Source organism: Muricoccus radiodurans, from assembly GCF_050154705.1.
In the GTDB taxonomy this organism is placed as follows: domain Bacteria; phylum Pseudomonadota; class Alphaproteobacteria; order Acetobacterales; family Acetobacteraceae; genus Roseomonas; species Roseomonas radiodurans.
This window is the reverse complement of sequence record NZ_CP189561.1, coordinates 3,260,454-3,275,732: the sequence shown is the minus strand read 5'-3', so window position 1 is coordinate 3,275,732 and position 15,279 is coordinate 3,260,454. Positions and strand designations below refer to the sequence as shown.

General features: G+C 65.7%; 16 protein-coding genes and 1 pseudogene. 5 read left to right on the top strand and 12 right to left on the bottom strand.

Going from position 1 to position 15,279, the window contains the following annotated elements; translation table 11 throughout:
• Positions 1–238: 238 nt before the first annotated feature.
• Complete coding sequence (locus ACP6CK_RS15725; protein WP_426954243.1) at positions 239–475, bottom strand: DUF6894 family protein; 237 nt, start codon at positions 473–475, stop codon at positions 239–241.
• 374 nt (positions 476–849) lie between these two features.
• Between ACP6CK_RS15725 and ACP6CK_RS15720 the strand changes: the two genes are divergently transcribed.
• Entirely contained in the window at positions 850–1,728 is an 879-nt protein-coding gene (locus ACP6CK_RS15720; protein ID WP_426954242.1) for a Crp/Fnr family transcriptional regulator, read from the top strand.
• A 531-nt stretch (positions 1,729–2,259) separates the two neighbouring features.
• Here ACP6CK_RS15720 and ACP6CK_RS15715 read toward each other — a convergent pair.
• The 3 genes from ACP6CK_RS15715 to ACP6CK_RS15705 form a co-directional block, all read right to left on the bottom strand.
• A complete protein-coding gene (locus ACP6CK_RS15715; protein WP_426959922.1) occupies positions 2,260–2,898 on the bottom strand; it encodes a hypothetical protein in 639 nt (212 codons plus the stop codon).
• A 16-nt stretch (positions 2,899–2,914) separates the two neighbouring features.
• Positions 2,915–3,403, bottom strand: coding sequence for a calcium-binding protein (locus ACP6CK_RS15710; protein ID WP_426954241.1), 489 nt, complete (start codon positions 3,401–3,403; stop codon positions 2,915–2,917).
• A 148-nt stretch (positions 3,404–3,551) separates the two neighbouring features.
• Positions 3,552–4,064, bottom strand: coding sequence for a helix-turn-helix domain-containing protein (locus tag ACP6CK_RS15705; RefSeq protein ID WP_426954240.1), 513 nt, complete (start codon positions 4,062–4,064; stop codon positions 3,552–3,554).
• A 179-nt stretch (positions 4,065–4,243) separates the two neighbouring features.
• Here ACP6CK_RS15705 and ACP6CK_RS15700 point away from each other — a divergent pair.
• A pseudogene (locus tag ACP6CK_RS15700) lies at positions 4,244–4,701 on the top strand (AAA family ATPase).
• 223 nt (positions 4,702–4,924) lie between these two features.
• Positions 4,925–5,179, top strand: a complete 255-nt coding sequence (locus ACP6CK_RS15695; RefSeq protein WP_426954239.1) for a DUF6894 family protein — start codon at positions 4,925–4,927, stop codon at positions 5,177–5,179.
• A gap of 99 nt (positions 5,180–5,278) precedes the next feature.
• On the opposite strand, the gene ACP6CK_RS15690 is transcribed toward ACP6CK_RS15695, so the two are convergent.
• On the bottom strand, positions 5,279–6,061 hold the full coding sequence (locus tag ACP6CK_RS15690; protein ID WP_426954238.1) for a hypothetical protein: 783 nt from the start codon (positions 6,059–6,061) through the stop codon (positions 5,279–5,281).
• A 115-nt stretch (positions 6,062–6,176) separates the two neighbouring features.
• Positions 6,177–6,923 carry a Crp/Fnr family transcriptional regulator gene (locus ACP6CK_RS15685; protein WP_426954237.1) on the bottom strand — a complete coding sequence of 249 codons (747 nt, stop codon included), beginning with the start codon at positions 6,921–6,923 and terminating at the stop codon, positions 6,177–6,179.
• A gap of 284 nt (positions 6,924–7,207) precedes the next feature.
• Here ACP6CK_RS15685 and ACP6CK_RS15680 point away from each other — a divergent pair, with 284 nt between their 5' ends.
• Positions 7,208–8,005: a Crp/Fnr family transcriptional regulator gene (locus ACP6CK_RS15680; RefSeq protein WP_426954236.1), complete on the top strand. Its 798-nt coding sequence runs from the start codon at positions 7,208–7,210 to the stop codon at positions 8,003–8,005.
• 226 nt (positions 8,006–8,231) lie between these two features.
• Here ACP6CK_RS15680 and ACP6CK_RS15675 read toward each other — a convergent pair whose 3' ends face one another.
• The 3 genes from ACP6CK_RS15675 to ACP6CK_RS15665 form a co-directional block, all read right to left on the bottom strand.
• Positions 8,232–8,768, bottom strand: coding sequence for a dihydrofolate reductase family protein (locus ACP6CK_RS15675; RefSeq protein ID WP_426954235.1), 537 nt, complete (start codon positions 8,766–8,768; stop codon positions 8,232–8,234).
• 431 nt (positions 8,769–9,199) lie between these two features.
• The gene (locus tag ACP6CK_RS15670) at positions 9,200–10,186 is read right to left on the bottom strand and encodes a Bug family tripartite tricarboxylate transporter substrate binding protein (RefSeq protein ID WP_426954234.1); all 987 of its coding nucleotides are present in this window, start codon (positions 10,184–10,186) and stop codon (positions 9,200–9,202) included.
• Between the two features lie 201 nt (positions 10,187–10,387).
• Entirely contained in the window at positions 10,388–10,864 is a 477-nt protein-coding gene (locus ACP6CK_RS15665; protein ID WP_426954233.1) for a hypothetical protein, read from the bottom strand.
• A gap of 818 nt (positions 10,865–11,682) precedes the next feature.
• Here ACP6CK_RS15665 and ACP6CK_RS15660 point away from each other — a divergent pair.
• On the top strand, positions 11,683–12,240 hold the full coding sequence (locus tag ACP6CK_RS15660) for an NUDIX domain-containing protein (protein WP_426954232.1): 558 nt from the start codon (positions 11,683–11,685) through the stop codon (positions 12,238–12,240).
• Between the two features lie 567 nt (positions 12,241–12,807).
• On the opposite strand, the gene ACP6CK_RS15655 is transcribed toward ACP6CK_RS15660, so the two are convergent.
• From ACP6CK_RS15655 to ACP6CK_RS15645, 3 genes are all read right to left on the bottom strand, one after another.
• Entirely contained in the window at positions 12,808–13,212 is a 405-nt protein-coding gene (locus ACP6CK_RS15655) for a response regulator (RefSeq protein ID WP_426954231.1), read from the bottom strand.
• Between the two features lie 67 nt (positions 13,213–13,279).
• Positions 13,280–13,918 carry an HWE histidine kinase domain-containing protein gene (locus ACP6CK_RS15650; RefSeq protein ID WP_426954230.1) on the bottom strand — a complete coding sequence of 213 codons (639 nt, stop codon included), beginning with the start codon at positions 13,916–13,918 and terminating at the stop codon, positions 13,280–13,282.
• A 7-nt stretch (positions 13,919–13,925) separates the two neighbouring features.
• Entirely contained in the window at positions 13,926–15,152 is a 1,227-nt protein-coding gene (locus ACP6CK_RS15645; RefSeq protein ID WP_426954229.1) for a PAS domain S-box protein, read from the bottom strand.
• Positions 15,153–15,279 lie beyond the last annotated feature (127 nt).

Here is a 15,279-nt window from a genome sequence, read left to right as displayed (position 1 = left end):
CCATCACTGGCGGTGCGGCTGCACGGCGGCCGGCCAACCAGCTTCCCGACCTAGCCTTCGATGGCGCCTTCCAACGTCGCAGGAGTGATGTCTGGACTGCGGCCGAGCTCAGCGCCCACCTCATCTGCCTGGTCTGCGGCGGCCGGGTCGATGGGACGGCGTCGCGTAGGCAGTCGAAAAAACCGGGCCGGTGTGCTGCGGGGTCGAGGAGAGGACGCTGAGGCGTGTCGAACGCGCTCTAGTCCACCCACTGCACCACCAACGACAAGGTCGCCGTTAAGATCCGTCGGCCCGTCTCGTCCCGAATGTCTGTCACGATTTCGCGGCTCATCCCCTCCGGCAACACGTCTTTGGCGATGTCTGAGAGGGCCTTCAGGGCCATGGCCCGAGCCTCCATAACATCAGCGCAGTCCAGGCCTTCCTCGTCGTGAACAAATTGCTCGCCGTCGTTCGTATCGAAGAAGAAGCGGGTCATGAGCGCGCGATCATCGTCAGTCCTATGCCATTATGACCTGCGCGCCTGCGTCGGGATGGACGAACAGAGAGCAGACCGCAGCCCGCCCAGCATAGGGCCGATTCGGCGCGTATGGCACTCTGGCATGAAAATGAGACGCAACATTGGATCAGAGTACAACGGAGAGGTTGTGCAGCCTGAATACTTATTCTTCTCTTGGTTGAAGGTTTCAGCCAGTAGATTCACGAAATCGATATAAGTGTAACACAATCGCTCCCAAAGCAGCTTTGTACACGAACATGTCTTAAGTCTTGGACGTGCCCACCGGACAGGCTCCTTCTGAACGACGGCGCTTCATAGTTGCAAACACGCAACATCAACGTGGGGATATCAACTTGCTGCACCAGCCGGTCGCGAGCTTCGAGCCGCATTCCCCCGCGATGTCCGACATGGCCAAGGGAACCGCGTCGGCTACGCCCGACACGCTTTCGGTTCCTGCCCGACACCGGGTGATCCGAGAAGGGGAGCAGCCCGAGCACATTCATCTGCTGTTGAGCGGGATGGCCTGCCGCTTCCGCATCCAGCGGGACGGAACCCGGCAGATCATTGCCTTCCTCTTTCCCGGCGACTTCTGCGACCTGCAGCTCTTCGGCACATCGGAATACGCCGTCAGTACGCTGAACGTCTGCAAGTTCACCCTCTTCCCGCGGGCTCAGCTCGCCACTCTCGCGCAACAGGATACCTCCCTCGCGCTGGCTCTGCTCCGCGAGAGCGCTAGGGAGATGGGCATGATGCGCGAGTGGCTCGTCACCATGGGGTCAGGCAAAGCTGAGCGGCAGTTGGCGCATCTCTTCTGCGAGTTGCACGCCCGCCTTGCTACCTGCAGCGAGCCGGGAGCCCTCACGTACTCTCTACCTGTCACCCAGGCGGATGTGGCGGATGCCCTGGGTCTCTCTCCGGTGCACGTCAACCGTGTGCTCATGCTGCTTCGCAAGCGCGGCCTGGTCTCCTGGAGTGGCGGGGTGCTCACCCTCCTTGATCCCGCCGCCCTCGAAAGCTTGGCGGAGTTCAATTCGGACTACCTTCCCCCCAAGGGCCGCTCTGCCGCCACCCGCGTGGCGCTGCAGAATGCACTGGCCCGGTCACATAAGGGAGGCGCAGAGAGCGACAGTGCTCAGCCCGGCCCGATCGGGGCTGAGATCGTACCGCAATGGGCCGTACCCCAGCGACTTGTGGTCAGGAGTGACGAGGATCTGGAGCAGGAGGCATCGTAAGAGAAGCGGCTCCGCGAACGGAGTTGGCCTGCCTCTTTAGGTTCTCCAGAACCTATATCTCAGACACAGCTGCCGCACTCTGGCTGAGAGAGAAAGTTTGCCCCAAACGCGCGACGGCCCGTCTCGGAAGGGGAACCAGGCGGGCGGCGGTAGGACTACAAATGCTCATGTGGGGTGGGCGCCATGCTGTAACGAGGTGCGCCCCCGGGCGGGCTGATCTAGTAGCCGGGTCTAGTCCGTCGTCGTCGGCCGACACCCCGGCCCGGTCTCGTGGGACGCGGTGCCATCGGGCGCGGCGCAGCCACATATGTTTTCTTCCAGAAAGCAGCGATTGGGCTCGAACATCCTACGTTCGAGCCGTCACACCAGCACAAATTGGCTTCAGAAGACGAAGTCAGAGGCGACCAGATTCTCAGCGACATCTCAGCCTGGACCACCATCCGTAGATCGGCTGTTCCTTCGCCGGCGTTAGTCTCCACGAGGAAGCGTCCGACTTCCAGGGTTTCGGACCGCAGTTCCGGCCCGGTGCCGCTAAAGCCGGCGTTCCCGATGAAGCGGTAGCCCAGCCCATCGAGCAACGGTGAGGTCCACCACGTCCCCCTCTGCACGGGAGAAGTCGGCGATCAGGTCCACCCCGAGCCCGGGCGTGCTGTCCCCGAAGGTCGCGAAGACGAAGCGGTCCGTCCCGGCACCGCCCACCAGCACATCCGCCCCGCCCCGCCCCGCCCCGCCGTCCAGCGTGTCCACTCCGGCGCCACCGCGCAGGAAGTCGTCTCCGGCCCCGGCGTTCAGGATGTTCCCGCCGGCATCCCCCAGCAGCACGTCGTCGAAGGCGCTGCCCACCAGGTGCTCGATCCCGACGAGGGTGTCCCCCGTCGCCTCCCCGCCCGCGCCCAGGCCGTCCACGAGCGACACCCGGACGGCGGCCGAGGAGAAGTAGTAGGACGCGGCGTCCCGATCGCTGCCGCCGATGAGGCTGTCCGCGCCCGCGCCGCCCATGAGCGTGTCGTTGCCGGCGCCGCCGTCCAGCGTGTCGCTGCCCGTCCCCCGAGAAGGATGTTGGCGACACCGCTGCCGGTGATGTCGTCGCTTAGGTTCGACCCGATAACGTCCTCGACATTCGAGAGGACGTCGCTCTCCGAATAGGCAGAACTCGAAGAGCCCCCGAATTGGGCGAGTCCGGCGGTCAGGTCCACGATGAGGTAGTTCGCAATAGTCCGTCCCGGCCTGCGGTAGTCCCTGTAATAGCTGTAGTCCACAACGTCGTGCACGCCGGCTCCGCCGTCGAGCGAAGCATTGCCCGCCCCGCCCCCCTGATGGTGTCGTTGCCCTCTCCACCGAGCAGCGTGTTGTCTGCCTCATCGCCGGTCACGGCGTCGTAAACTGTTGCCTCGACCCGCTCTATTCCCGTGTCAGTTTGTTCAGCCGCCGCCCCACCGCCTCGTCCGGTGGCAAGATTCACTTCCACGCCATCCGCCGTGTCGGTGAAGCGCAGGGTGTCGATCCCATGGCCGCCGTCGAGGCTGTCCGCTCCTGCCAATGTGACTAGAAGGTCATCGCCGACGCCGCCGAAGAGCTGATCATCTCCGAGCCATCCGAACAAGGTATCAGGGCCGCCGGCACCCTGCTCCAATCCTCCACAAGCCGAAGTTTTTCTGCCGTGGTCGTGGTGCAATCATGCGCCCCGTGCCGTGGGTATGTGCGTGCGTGGCTTGATGGAGCGCCTTCGGAACGGACGGCTTTTCTCTCTTCGGAGGGCCTTGCTGCTCCGAAGCTTGGGAGTTGAGCGTTGTTGCAAAGCTTTAATGAATTGATGTGGCCAGCTATTCTTTAGACTTGCGCCGCTTTCGTTGCGGCCTCTGGTTGCCTGGCGATGCCGGCGCGTCGCCAACCTCGGCACTCAGGCCACGAGCCCAGTCACCATCCGCCATTGTCTTCGCCAGTCCTAAAAGCCCTTTGCGAACATCCGCATCCCGGATGCGTCCATACACATCGCGGAGTTCGTGCCACTCGCTGCCGGACTCGGCATCACCACCCTCGGCAGTGTTTCCCTCATGCAAGCTGGAACGGTCACGCACGTCATCGTCGACGAAGTAGCCGACCGATACGTTCAACGCGCGGGCAAGGTCCACAAGGCGTTGGACGCTCAGGCGGTTCGTCCCGCGTTCGTATTTCTGCACCTGCTGGTAGGTCAGGCCGAGCGCGAGGCCCAACTCTGCCTGCGTCATACCGATCAGGATGCGCTGTTGCCTCACTCGGGATCCGACATGCGCATCGATCGAATCGTTCGGCCGCTTATCCCCCGATACCGGCTGCCCCTCATCATGCGTTCGCATCAGCTTCTCCCTGATGGCCACCCAACCTGGACCGACGCGACCAGACCAAGTTCCACCCCGCGCAACTCCCGAAGAATGCGGAACAGTCGGCAATCTGAGCAAGAGACAAAGCTCAATCTTTGAGCTTCCGCTCAAGCTTAAGGCCGGGCACCGGTGCGTCTGTCAGGGTTGCTGTCTCGGTGGTTGCGGCCCGTGCTCGAACCTTGATTGCAGTATGTTCCTACGCGCTGTGCCTCTGTGCCCCGACCGGCCGGGCCGCGAAGCGCCTCTCGGAAAGCACGGGCCTGGAAGCCCGGGCCATCCACCGCCTGCTGCAGACCGATCCAAGGCAGGCGGCCTCAAGCGGACGGAGGGGCGGCCGCTGGAGTGCCATATCCTGGTAATGGACGAGACCTCGTTGGTGGAGGAGGTGCCGCTCGTGCGGGCGCTGCTCCGGGCCCTGCCGGACGAGGCCGCCCTCCTGCTGGTCGGCGACGTGGAACAGCTGCCCTCGGTCGGACCCGGGCAGGTGCTGGCCGACATCATCGGCGCGGGCACCCCTGCCGATGGTGCGGCTGACCGGGGGGCCGCCAGGCTGCCGAGAGCCAGGTCATCGTCAACGCGCACCGGATCAACGCCGGGCAAATGCCGGAGCTGAAACAGGGCGAGGATTGGCCCAGAGCGGCAGTTCCGCTCCTGAATGCCAACGCGATGATGCGGCCGCTGCCTCTGACCGGGCTTGGTCTGAGCCTGGCGCGTCCAAATCTGGATGATTGCGGGCTGCAGAGCCCGGAGGTAGAAAGCCCGATCGCGGATCCGACCTCTGGCACTCTGCGGCTGATGGATGACCTGCCGTCGCCAGTATGGAGCGAGGCACGGTCATGCCGCGGTACTTCTTCCACGTCATCGACGGACAGTCCTTCCTCGATCAAGAGGGGACCGAGCTTCCCGATCGGGGATCGGCCCGCAATGAGGCGGTGCGCCTCGCGGGCGCTCTTCTAAGGGACGACAAGGGCACCTTCTCGGACGACCACGACTGGCGGCTGGAAGTGACGGACGGCGGCGGGCTGCTCCTGTTCACGCTACACTTCATGACGGTCGAGGCGCCGGCAGCGGTCCAGCCAGCACTCACCTGACGGGCGTCTGAAATCAGTCTCTGGCGATGCCAACCGGGCGACTTTCGGGGTTCGCCCCGGGCAGGAGCGGACATGCCTCGGGTGAGCCCGGCCGTCGAGCTACATGGCCGCTGGGAGCGCGCCCCCTCCTGGTGAGGCGATGGCCCAAACGGCGCGAAGAAGGTCCGGATAGTGCACGGGCTTTTGCAGAACGGCTGCCGTGCCGTTCCCGCTCCGGACGTGGTCCTCCGAGTAGCCCGTCACATAGACGAACGGCACGCGGATTGCGGTGAGCGCGTCCGCCACCGGGGTGACCATGGCACCATCGAGCTTCATATCGAGGATGGCCGCGGTGATGCCACCATCGGTCGAAGCGGCCTCGACGAGCCGCAACGCATCGCCGACCGTACTGACGGGCCCCACGACCTCAACCCCCGCCTGCTCCAAGCAGTCCTTGACGTCGGCGGCGATGAACCACTCGTCCTCGACGACAAGGACGCGGGGCCTGCCCGAAACCGGCGCATCCCCGCCGCCCGCCGCCGGGTCCGGCAAGCCAGTGAATGCCTCACTCCCCGGTGTGGGCGGAAGCATCCGCGCGAGTATCGCGAGCGCCTGGCGCACGACAACCTCGCGCTCGTCGGGGAGCCCAACGAGATGGTCGGGCGGGGCAGCGGCGAGGATGGTGAGGAAGCGCCGGTCGTCATTCGGGCACTGGTGCGGCACGCGGCCGAGCACGAGGAGGGCAGCGCGGGCCGCCTCCCTCGCGGCGGCGAGCGCTGTGTGCGGTGCGCCCCGGTCAAGCGCCCCGGCCGCGATGTCTGCCGCGACGGCCGCGCGGATCCCGCAGTCATCCTGGCCGTCGTGGTCCGCGCGGTGTTGGCGCGGGTCGGTCCTCTCTCGCATGGCTTGGCCTCCAACTGGTGCCTGAGAGGCCTCCTAGGCGCTTCGCCACGTTGCCGCTGTTCCCTACCGTACCGCCTACAAGTTCCCTTGCGCCAAGCAGGCGCCGCAGGCCGTCTCAGGCCCGGTAGAGCGCCCTCGCGCCCGGGGGCAATCCGAACAGGGCCTCGGACGCACGCCGGACGATACCGTAGCACTCGCAGGAGACGCTCTCGAGGCCGGGCCGGTCCGTGACCTCGATCCGCCCCGCGCCGTAGCGGATCATCCCCGCTTTCTGGAGCAGGCCTGCCGCCACCGTGATCCCGGAGCGGCGCACCCCGAGCATCATGCTGAGGAACTCATGGGTCATGGCGAAGCTGTCGCTTTCCGTCCGGTCGTGAGACATCAGCAGCCAGCGCGCGAGGCGCTGCTCAAGCTGGTGCCTGAGATTGCAGGCCGCCGTCCGCGCCACCTGACCGTGGTGGAGGAGCGCGTAGCGGTTCAGGATGGTGCGCAGGGCGGGATGGCGCTCCAGCGCCTTCCGGAACGCGGCCGTTTCCATCCGCAGCCCCGTCCCGGGCTGCTGCACCATTGCCTCGACGTCGTCGGCCTCGGCATCGAGAAGGATGGGGAGGCCGACGAAGCCCTCGCAGCCGGTCATCCCGACCTCGGCGGCATCGCCGTCCTCGGTGTAGGCGAGTTTTGAGACATAGCCCGTCTCCAGGAAGAACACGTTCCTGATCGGCTCGCCTGGCGGGTGGAGCACCTCGCGGACGACAAGCTCAACCCTCTCCAGCCGCGGCCAGAACTCCTCCAGGACCTCGGGCTGAAGCGCCGAGAGGAGACGGTTGCGGGTCGCCGGAGCAGAAACGCCAGAGGCGGCCATGATGGCTCCTGCGACGGGGTTGTCGGCGGGAGCACAGGCGTGTCTCTCAGAAGCCCGCGCCGGAGAACCACAGCGGGCGTTGGTCGTCATATAGGGACGCTGCGAGCCGAGGTCAGTACGAAACCGCACATCCGGCCCACCTTTCGGCGGCGGGCGGAAACGCCGGCGGGTCGGGACAGCTCGCCCCCCCCCTTGTGCGTTAGCGGACCGCCGGGGGCTTCACGGACGCGCATGGGAGTGAAGAACTGCTCGGGCGCGCTGCTCCAGCACAGGAGCGGCGACCCATGTTCCCCAACAGCACCGCCTCGGAGCGACATCGCCTCGTCCAGAAGCTCGCCAGCATCGCCGACCTGAGCGAGGAGGAGCAGCGCGCCCTGCTCTCCCTGCCCATGAGGGTGCGGTCCTACGAAGCGCGCACCGATATCGTCCGGGATGGTGAGCACTCGCACGAGTGCTGCCTTCTCCTCACCGGCTTCGTCCACCGCTCCAAGCTGCTGAAGGACGGCCGGCGGCAGATCCACTCCTTCCATACGCCGGGCGACATGCCCGATCTGCAGGGCCTGCACCTGCCGGTGATGGACCACTCGGTCTGCACCCTCATGCAGACCACGGCCGCCTTCGTCGAGCACGCGGCCCTGCGCCAGATCACCCGCGAGCACCCGGGCATCGCGGAAGCCTTCTGGCGCGACACGCTCGTCGACGCCGCGATCTTCCGCGAGTGGATGACCGGCCTCGGCCAGCGGGACGCGCGCGAGCGGGTCGCGCATCTCCTCTGCGAGATCTCCCTCCGACTCCGGGGCGTGGGGCTCGCGACCGAGGCGGGGTTCAGCTTCCCGGCCACCCAGGCCGACATCGGGGACGCGCTCGGATTGTCCACGGTTCACGTCAATCGCGTGCTCCAGGACCTACGCAGGGGCGGGCTGGTGCGGGGCAACCTCACCGCCCTCACCATCCTGGACTGGCCGGGGCTGCAGGCTGCCTGCGACTTCGACCCGGCCTACCTGCAGCAGAGGCCGAAAGAGGCGAAAGGCCGGGAGACATCCGGGCACGCGTCGCTTGGGTCGGCGCAGGCGGTGCACTGATCGGCCGCCTCGCGTCTGTGCCATCCCGCGTGACAAAGACCGGCGCGGCACCGTGGCGAGCCTGCGGGCAGGACGGACCGGCAGGTCCACACCACCTCCCGCTTGTGGCCGGGCAGGTTAGCCAACCTCTCTCATCCAAAGAGACAGGCGACCAAAGCGGACTGCCAGCTGGCGGCGCTCTCGCGACGCATCGGCCGCCAAGCTCTGCGCGGGAGGCTGCGCGAAGTCAGCGTTCGCGACGGTAGTGCATGGCGACCGCGCCATTGCGGAGCGGCTTTGCCGAGACCAGCTCGAGCCGTCGCGTATTGGGCAGCCCACCCTGGAACAAGGTCGGGCCGTGGCCTGCAATCCTGGGATGGACAAGGAGCTTGTACTCGTCGATCAGATTCAGCCGGTCCAGCTCGGTCGCGAGTTTGCCACTCCCGAGGAGCACGCCCGCCGGAGTCGCGTCCTTGAGCCGCTGCACGCCTGTTAGCAGGCCGTCGGCGATGTGGTGGCTGTTGGTCCACGCAAAGTCCCTTCGCGTGGACGACACCACGTATTTCGGCTTGGCCTCCAGCTTGACCGCCCACTCGCGTATCACCGGCGGCGCCTCCACATCACCGCGAGCAACCGCCGGCCAGTAGCTCTCCATCATCTCGTAGGTGATGCGGCCCCACAGCATCGCCCCGCCCTCGTCCATAAGGCGGGTGAAGAACGCGTGCGTCTCGTCGTCAGCGATTCCTTCCTGGTGGTCGACGCAGCCGTCCAGGGTGACGTTCATGCTGAAGGTCAAGAGTCCCATGCGGGAAGCCTATGTCATCCGCTCGAGAAGACGGAAGGCGACTGTTCGCGATCGATGCCCAAGTTCCGCTATGGGGCGGAAGTGACAAACTTCGGCGTGTCCTTCCGGCAGCCACGCTCTCGGATGCTCCCCCCGGGAGCGAACCTGCCGCAATCGGCCACTCCCTGTCACCTCCCGTCTGCTACGGCCCTGCTTCGGACCACAAACGGAACCCGAGCCGCCCCGTCACCCGCGCCACCGTCGTAATCGTCCAGGCACCCCGCCCCTTCGGCATCGACACGCTTCTCTGGTCCAGTACCCGCGCTGCTCCGCCACCGATGCGTTTGCACTCTCCACCTGCTACCCACGCGACTCAGCCCCCCGTTGCCATTCGCAAGCGGCGGGGGCAGAGGCGGGACGAGGCAAACACTTCACGAGCCATCGATGCTCAATCCGAGCCGCGCGACCATCTCACGTTCGTAAACCGTCCGCTCTCGCACGAACGATAAATAGTCTGCCGGACCGAGATACTCGACCGGCGTTTCCCAGCGGCGGATGAGCCCCTGCGTCGTGTCGTCGAAGAGCCCCTTGCGAAATGCATCGTGAAGCATGCGAACAATGCCCGGGTCCATCCCCTTCGGTCCAACGATCCCATAAGGTGATGTGAGGGACACGCCATAGCCGAGTTCGCGAAGCGTTGGGGATTGGGGGAAGAGGGCCATCCTCTCAGGCGTCCAGATCGAAAGAAGGCGGAACTCCCCGGCCTCAACGTTCGGACGCCAGGAGGACGCGTCACTCATGCAGTCGACCTGCCGTCCCAGCAGGGCTGTCACTCCTTCTGGACCGCCCCGGAATGGAACATGGACCATCTGCACTCCTTCTCGCGCCAGGAGTTCCTCCATCAGAATGTGCTGCGCGGTCGCCACGCCCGAGGTGGCGTAGGTGAGGGTCGCTGGCCGCGCGCGCGCCGCGGCGATGAGGTCGCCCCAGGTCTGATATGGGCTGTCTGCCCGGACGACCGTTCCGTAAACGAAGCCGCAGAGTTGGATGATGTAGGTGAAGTCGGTCACCGGATCCCAGGTTGGCTGCCGGGTAAGGAACGGGTGGCGGATGACCGAGAGGTGCTGGTGGGCGAGGGTGTAGCCATCCGGGCGCGCCTGCATGAGTGCCTGGGCCCCCAGGGTGCCGCGCGCGCCTGGCCGGTTCTCCAGCACCACGGGCTGGCCCAGTTCGCGCCTTGCGACCTCGAAGATGGAGCGATGCAGCACATCCAGGTTGCTCGGCGGCCAGGATATAATGAAGCGCATCGGCCGATCCGGGAAGCTCGCCTGCGCATGCGCGATACGGGGTAGAATGAGAGGCGACATCGCAAGGGCGAAGACGCGTCGGCGCGAGGCACTCGAGATCGCGCTCACCATCGGGTCTCTCCTTCCCATGCTGTTCTCCTCCAGATACTCACCGGCAAGAACTCAGCTGGTTCTTGAACTCAGGCCGGGAGCTCGCCGCGCAGCGTGTTCCGAACGAGATTCGGACACGGCGACCAGCGCACGGGCATCGAACCGCATGAGTCCGGATTCCCGAACTCTGATTCCTACATCGCAGCGAGGCTTAGAGAGGGTTCAAGGGGACATTGCGGCGGCGGTGGTTTCCCCGGCAATGATCTGGTTTGGCGGCGGGATCGCTGCGCCACCCTTCTCACGCATGAGTTGCTTGACCCGGTCATAGCAACGATGAGCGTTCTCGCGGTTATCGAAGAGGGAGACGAGAGCAGCGCGTGTTCTCCCCGGGTCGCCCCATGCAGCGTAGAAGGCTTTGAACCCGGGCGAGCTGATGGTCGTTGGCGTTGTGATCTCGCGCGTCAATCGTTCTATAAAGTCAGGGTCGCTGACGTCCGCGAACTGACGGACCATGACATAGAAGGGCTGAATGCCTTCGCCAAAGCTGCCGTCATGCTGACCGCGATTCACCGCGATGATGGCTTCGCCGGCGAAGATCTCAGGCGCGTTCGGCAGCAGGTCTCGCATATGGGACTGCACCCAGGACCGAGCCCCATCGTTCGCGCTGTTTGCCTGCTGCTCCGTCTCGAACAGGCTCATTGAGACCCCGTCGCCATCCTCACTGCGGAAAGCGCAGTATCCTTGAAAGCCAGGTGCACGCTTCAAGATGGGTATGAGCCCAGTTTCGAGTCGTTCTGCGATCTGCTCGATGCGCGATCCAACCCCCGCGTAGCGTCTCAGGGTTAGGTACATGACGTCACCTCCCTGCTTTGTCCTTTTGCCGACTTCCCCGGCGCAGGAAGGCTGAGACTCCAGGCCACGCCTTGTCAAGATTCGTTCGATTTAACAATGATATTCTTCAGAATGAGGTCAGCTCCAGGGCCTCGGATGCGAGTCCGCTCTCAGTAGATTTGGTGTCGGTTCCTCGCAGGCCTCACGTGAGGCCTGGAAGGGAACTTCTGGCCCTGTCACGCTTTCAGCCACCTGCCGTATGTCATCTTCCATTGGCCATTGGGGTGCGAGGCAGCCCCATCACTTGCGCCCATTCAGCGCCCCGCGCCTGCGCCGCCCGCCGCACGACATCCTCGAACCTGAGTCGCTCGATCTCCGATGGCAGCCGGTGCGCCACACGCTCAGTCATCTTCTGCCGCGCCTAGGCCACCGAGCGGGTGCACGGGGGAGACGGCGACGTCACCCGTGCACCCAGCAGGGCGAGACACCCCCGCCACCGTCAGCGCCGCCTAACGCCTCCGAGTTCGTGGCTGCTTCGTGCCCATTCGCGTGGCGGTGTCGACCGCCAGAGGCGGACATCGCGATCCAAGCGGCTATAGTCGCCGCGAATGGGCAGCGGACGTCACCTGCTATCGCTAGAGAGTGGTAAGCCTTCACACCCCCTCCGTCATCATGGAGTCAGTAAAGTGCAGGAAGCCGACAGGCCCGAGGTCGAGGCGATCGTGTCTCGTATCGTCTACGAGAACCGATGGATGCGGGTACGTGAGGATGTTGTCCGTCGGCTCGATGGCACCGAGGGCATATACGGCGTCGTCGAGAAGCCAGACTTCATGCTCGTCGTGCCCAGGGAAGATGATGGCCGACTGCACCTCGTGCAGCAGTTTCGCTACCCCGTTGGAGGGCGTTTCTGGGAGTTTCCGCAGGGCTCGTGGGAGCGCGCGCCTGAAGCGGAACCTGCGAGCGTGGCGCTGGGTGAACTCAGGGAGGAGACGGGCCTGATGGCGGCCGACATGCAGCAGGTTGGGTACCTGTTTGAGGGCTATGGCTATGCCAACCAGGGCTGCCACATCTTCCTGGCAAGTGGTCTTCGGCAAGATCCGGCTGGTCGAGAACTGGAGGAGCAGGACTTGGTTACACGAGCCTTCGCGGCGCCTGAAGTTGAACGGATGATCGTGGATGGCGAGATCAAAGACGCTGTGACGGTAGCTGCATACGGGTTGCTGCGCCTGAAACGGCTGCTATGACCTGACGCCGAGAATGTCCGGTTAGGGTCGGGAAAGCCAGGATCGCACATGGTCTGATGGCTGAGTTCCCGGATGCTCTACCCCGAAGCGGAACTGCGGCTCGCGGCCGGCTTGCGCCGTTAGCCGCCTTTAGCCGGCCATCCTCAATGCGCCAGCGACGCCCCGAGCCGCCGCAACAGCCGCGCCAACATTGTATGCCCAAGCACCCCGCCCAGCCGGTGTGGGCACGCCCCTCTCATTCAGCGCCCGGGCCGACGACGTCTGGCCTACGACGCCCTCGGTCCTGAGCCACTGATTTCCAACGGGAGCCGGCGTGCCGCTTTCCCTGCTCTCGCCGCGCCTGAGCCGCTGACCGAGCACATCCTGCAGGCCATCCCAGGCCTGCCTGGCGGAACGGCAGCGTTGGAACCCCTCATTGCCGTCCTTGCCCGCCTCGGTGTCCTCATTTCCGAGGCAACTTCGTTCCCCATGCTGCTGAGGGAGGATCCGATGTCCCTGCCCATCGTCTGCGATTCGCTTCGACGGGGAGTTGTCCCGCGTTGAGCAAGCTCAGCCCGGAACACACACTCAGCCAGCGGCTGCTGTGCGTGTTCCCAAGAGCCTCTGCACGGCTCTGAGCAGCTCCGGGCCGAAAACCGGCTTTTCCACCCGCGGCCGGTCGCGGTGTGCCGGATCAGAGCTGACCCGCACCTCACCCGTGGCAAAGAGGTACGGTACCCCGAGCGCGGTCAGCCTGTGGGCGACCGGGTAGACCGTCTCGCCAGGGCCGAGGTTCACGTCCAGCACCGCCCCGTCCAAGCCGGTCGCTTCATCATCGTTGATGATCTCCAGGGCCTGCTCGACGCTCGGCACTGGCCCAAGAACCTCGGCGCCTGCCTTGCGCAGCCATTGCTCCATCTCATCCGCAATGAAGTATTCGTCCTCGACGAGGAGGATGCAGCGGCTGACCAAACGGCCAGTAGCATGGGACATCGATGATCCTGCCGAGGGGTGGGACGGTGATGATGAGCGCGTTCATTCCCGGCCGCTTCAGCATCGGTTAGGCAAGCGGCAACTCGATCCGGCAGCGCACCCCATCCTCGGCGAAGGAGAACTCGGTGCGGCCACGCAGGGCGTAGGCCAGCCCTTGCTCGATCAGCTCGCGCCCATAGCCGCGCCGACCGGTCATCTCGCGTTGCAACTCGACCCCGCTTTCCGTCCAGGTAAGGGACAGTCGCCGCCGGTGCCGCTGGTCCCGCTGCACGGCCCAGGTGACGCTAAGCCGCCCCGCCCCGTCCCGCAGGGCGCCATGCTTCACGGCGTTGGTGGTCAGCTCGTGCAGGGCCAGGGCGAAGTTCTGCACCTGCCGTGAGGTGAGGTTGACCTTCGGGCCGGAGATCGTGGCCTTCGGGGGCACCGCGTCGATGTGGGCCGCAAGTTCGGCCCGCACGAGCACCCCCACCTCGACGGTGTCGGTGCCGGACCGGCTGAGCAGGGCCTGCGCCCGGCTGAGCGCCTTCAGCCGCTCCTGGAAGGCCTCGACCGAGCCACCCTGGCCGACGGTCTTGGACGCGACCGAGGCGACCACGCCGAGGAGGTTGCGGCTGCGGTGCTGCAGCTCCGCCACGAGCACCTCCAGCCGGGCCGCGCTCGTCTTCGCCTCCGTCACGTCCTTCGCGATGCCGCCGATGCGCTGCACGCGGCCATCAGCGAAGGATCGGGAAGTCGGTGTCCTCGATCCAGCGAACCTCGCCATCGGACGGACGCAGGATCCGGAACTCATGGGTGATCTGTTCCCCGCCGCGGACTCTCTGTAGCGCGGCCAGGGCTGCCTCGCGGTCCTCCGGATCGATCAACCCGGCCCAGCGCTCCAGCGTGTCGCCGCCGAGGACCGCCTCCCGGCTCGCGCCGTAAACCCGCTCGAAGGCCGGGGAGAGATACTCCATCTGCATCGTCCCGGCGTTCCTGATCCAGATCACGTCCGATGACGCCTCACCGAACTGGCGGAAGCGCTCCTCGCTCTCGCGCAGGCGCTCCTCTCCCCTCCGGCGCTCGGTGACGTCCTGGCCGATCTTGAGGAACCCCCGCAGCTTGCCGTCCGGGTCGCGCAGGGCTCGCGTGGACCCCTCGATGAACACGCGCTCTCCGTCCTTGCGGCTGTGCCAGCGGTCGTTCGGGGCGACCCCGTCCCGTATCGCCGTCTCGGTTTCCCAGAGGTCCTGGCGGCTCTCCCTGTCCTCCGGCGTGAAGATGATGGCGGCGGGCTGGCCGACCGCTTCCTCCGCCGTCCAGCCGAACACGGCCTCGGCGCCCGGTAGCCAGTCGGTGATCCGGTCCTCCGGGTCCGTCAGGAAGATCCCGTAGTCGAGCGCCGCCTCGACGGTGAGCCGGAAGCGCTCCTCGGTCGAGCGCAGCTCTTGGGCCTTGAACAGCCGGTCGATCACCGGGCCGAGGACGGAGGCATAGGTGCGCAGGAACTGGACCTCGTCGTCGCCGAAGCTACGCCGCTCGGTCGCATCTACTTGGAGGAGGCCAAAGGGCTGCCCGCCGGGGAGGATGATCGGGACATTCACGAGCGCAACGATCCCGGCCTCCTTCATGAAGGGTGGGACGTCGAAGCGGTCCTCTTCCGAGATGTCCTGCGTGACGACGGGCTCCCCCGCGGCGATCGCGTAGGTTTCGGAGGAGTTCTCAGCCATCGGCAACCGCAGCCGGCCGACGATGCCCGGGTCCCACCCCACCCCGGCCCGCACCAGAAGGCTCCTGCCGCCCTGCTTGATCTCCATGATCTTGGCACGCACCGTTTCGAGCGCCTCGGCCACGAGACGGCAGGCCTCCCGCAGGATCTCGTCCAGGTTCTCGGAACGCAGGGCGAGGTCGCCGAAGTCGGCGAGAGCTGTCTGCCGTTTCAGCATCTGCTCGAGTTCCGGCATCACGGCTCCCATGGGCTGGGTTTCTCGCATCCTGAAGGGGATGAGGGGACCAGGCCAGTCCGACGCCCGGGCTGTTCCGCTGAACGCGTCCAGCAGGTAAAAGTGCCGAGGCCGCGCTGGGCGAAGG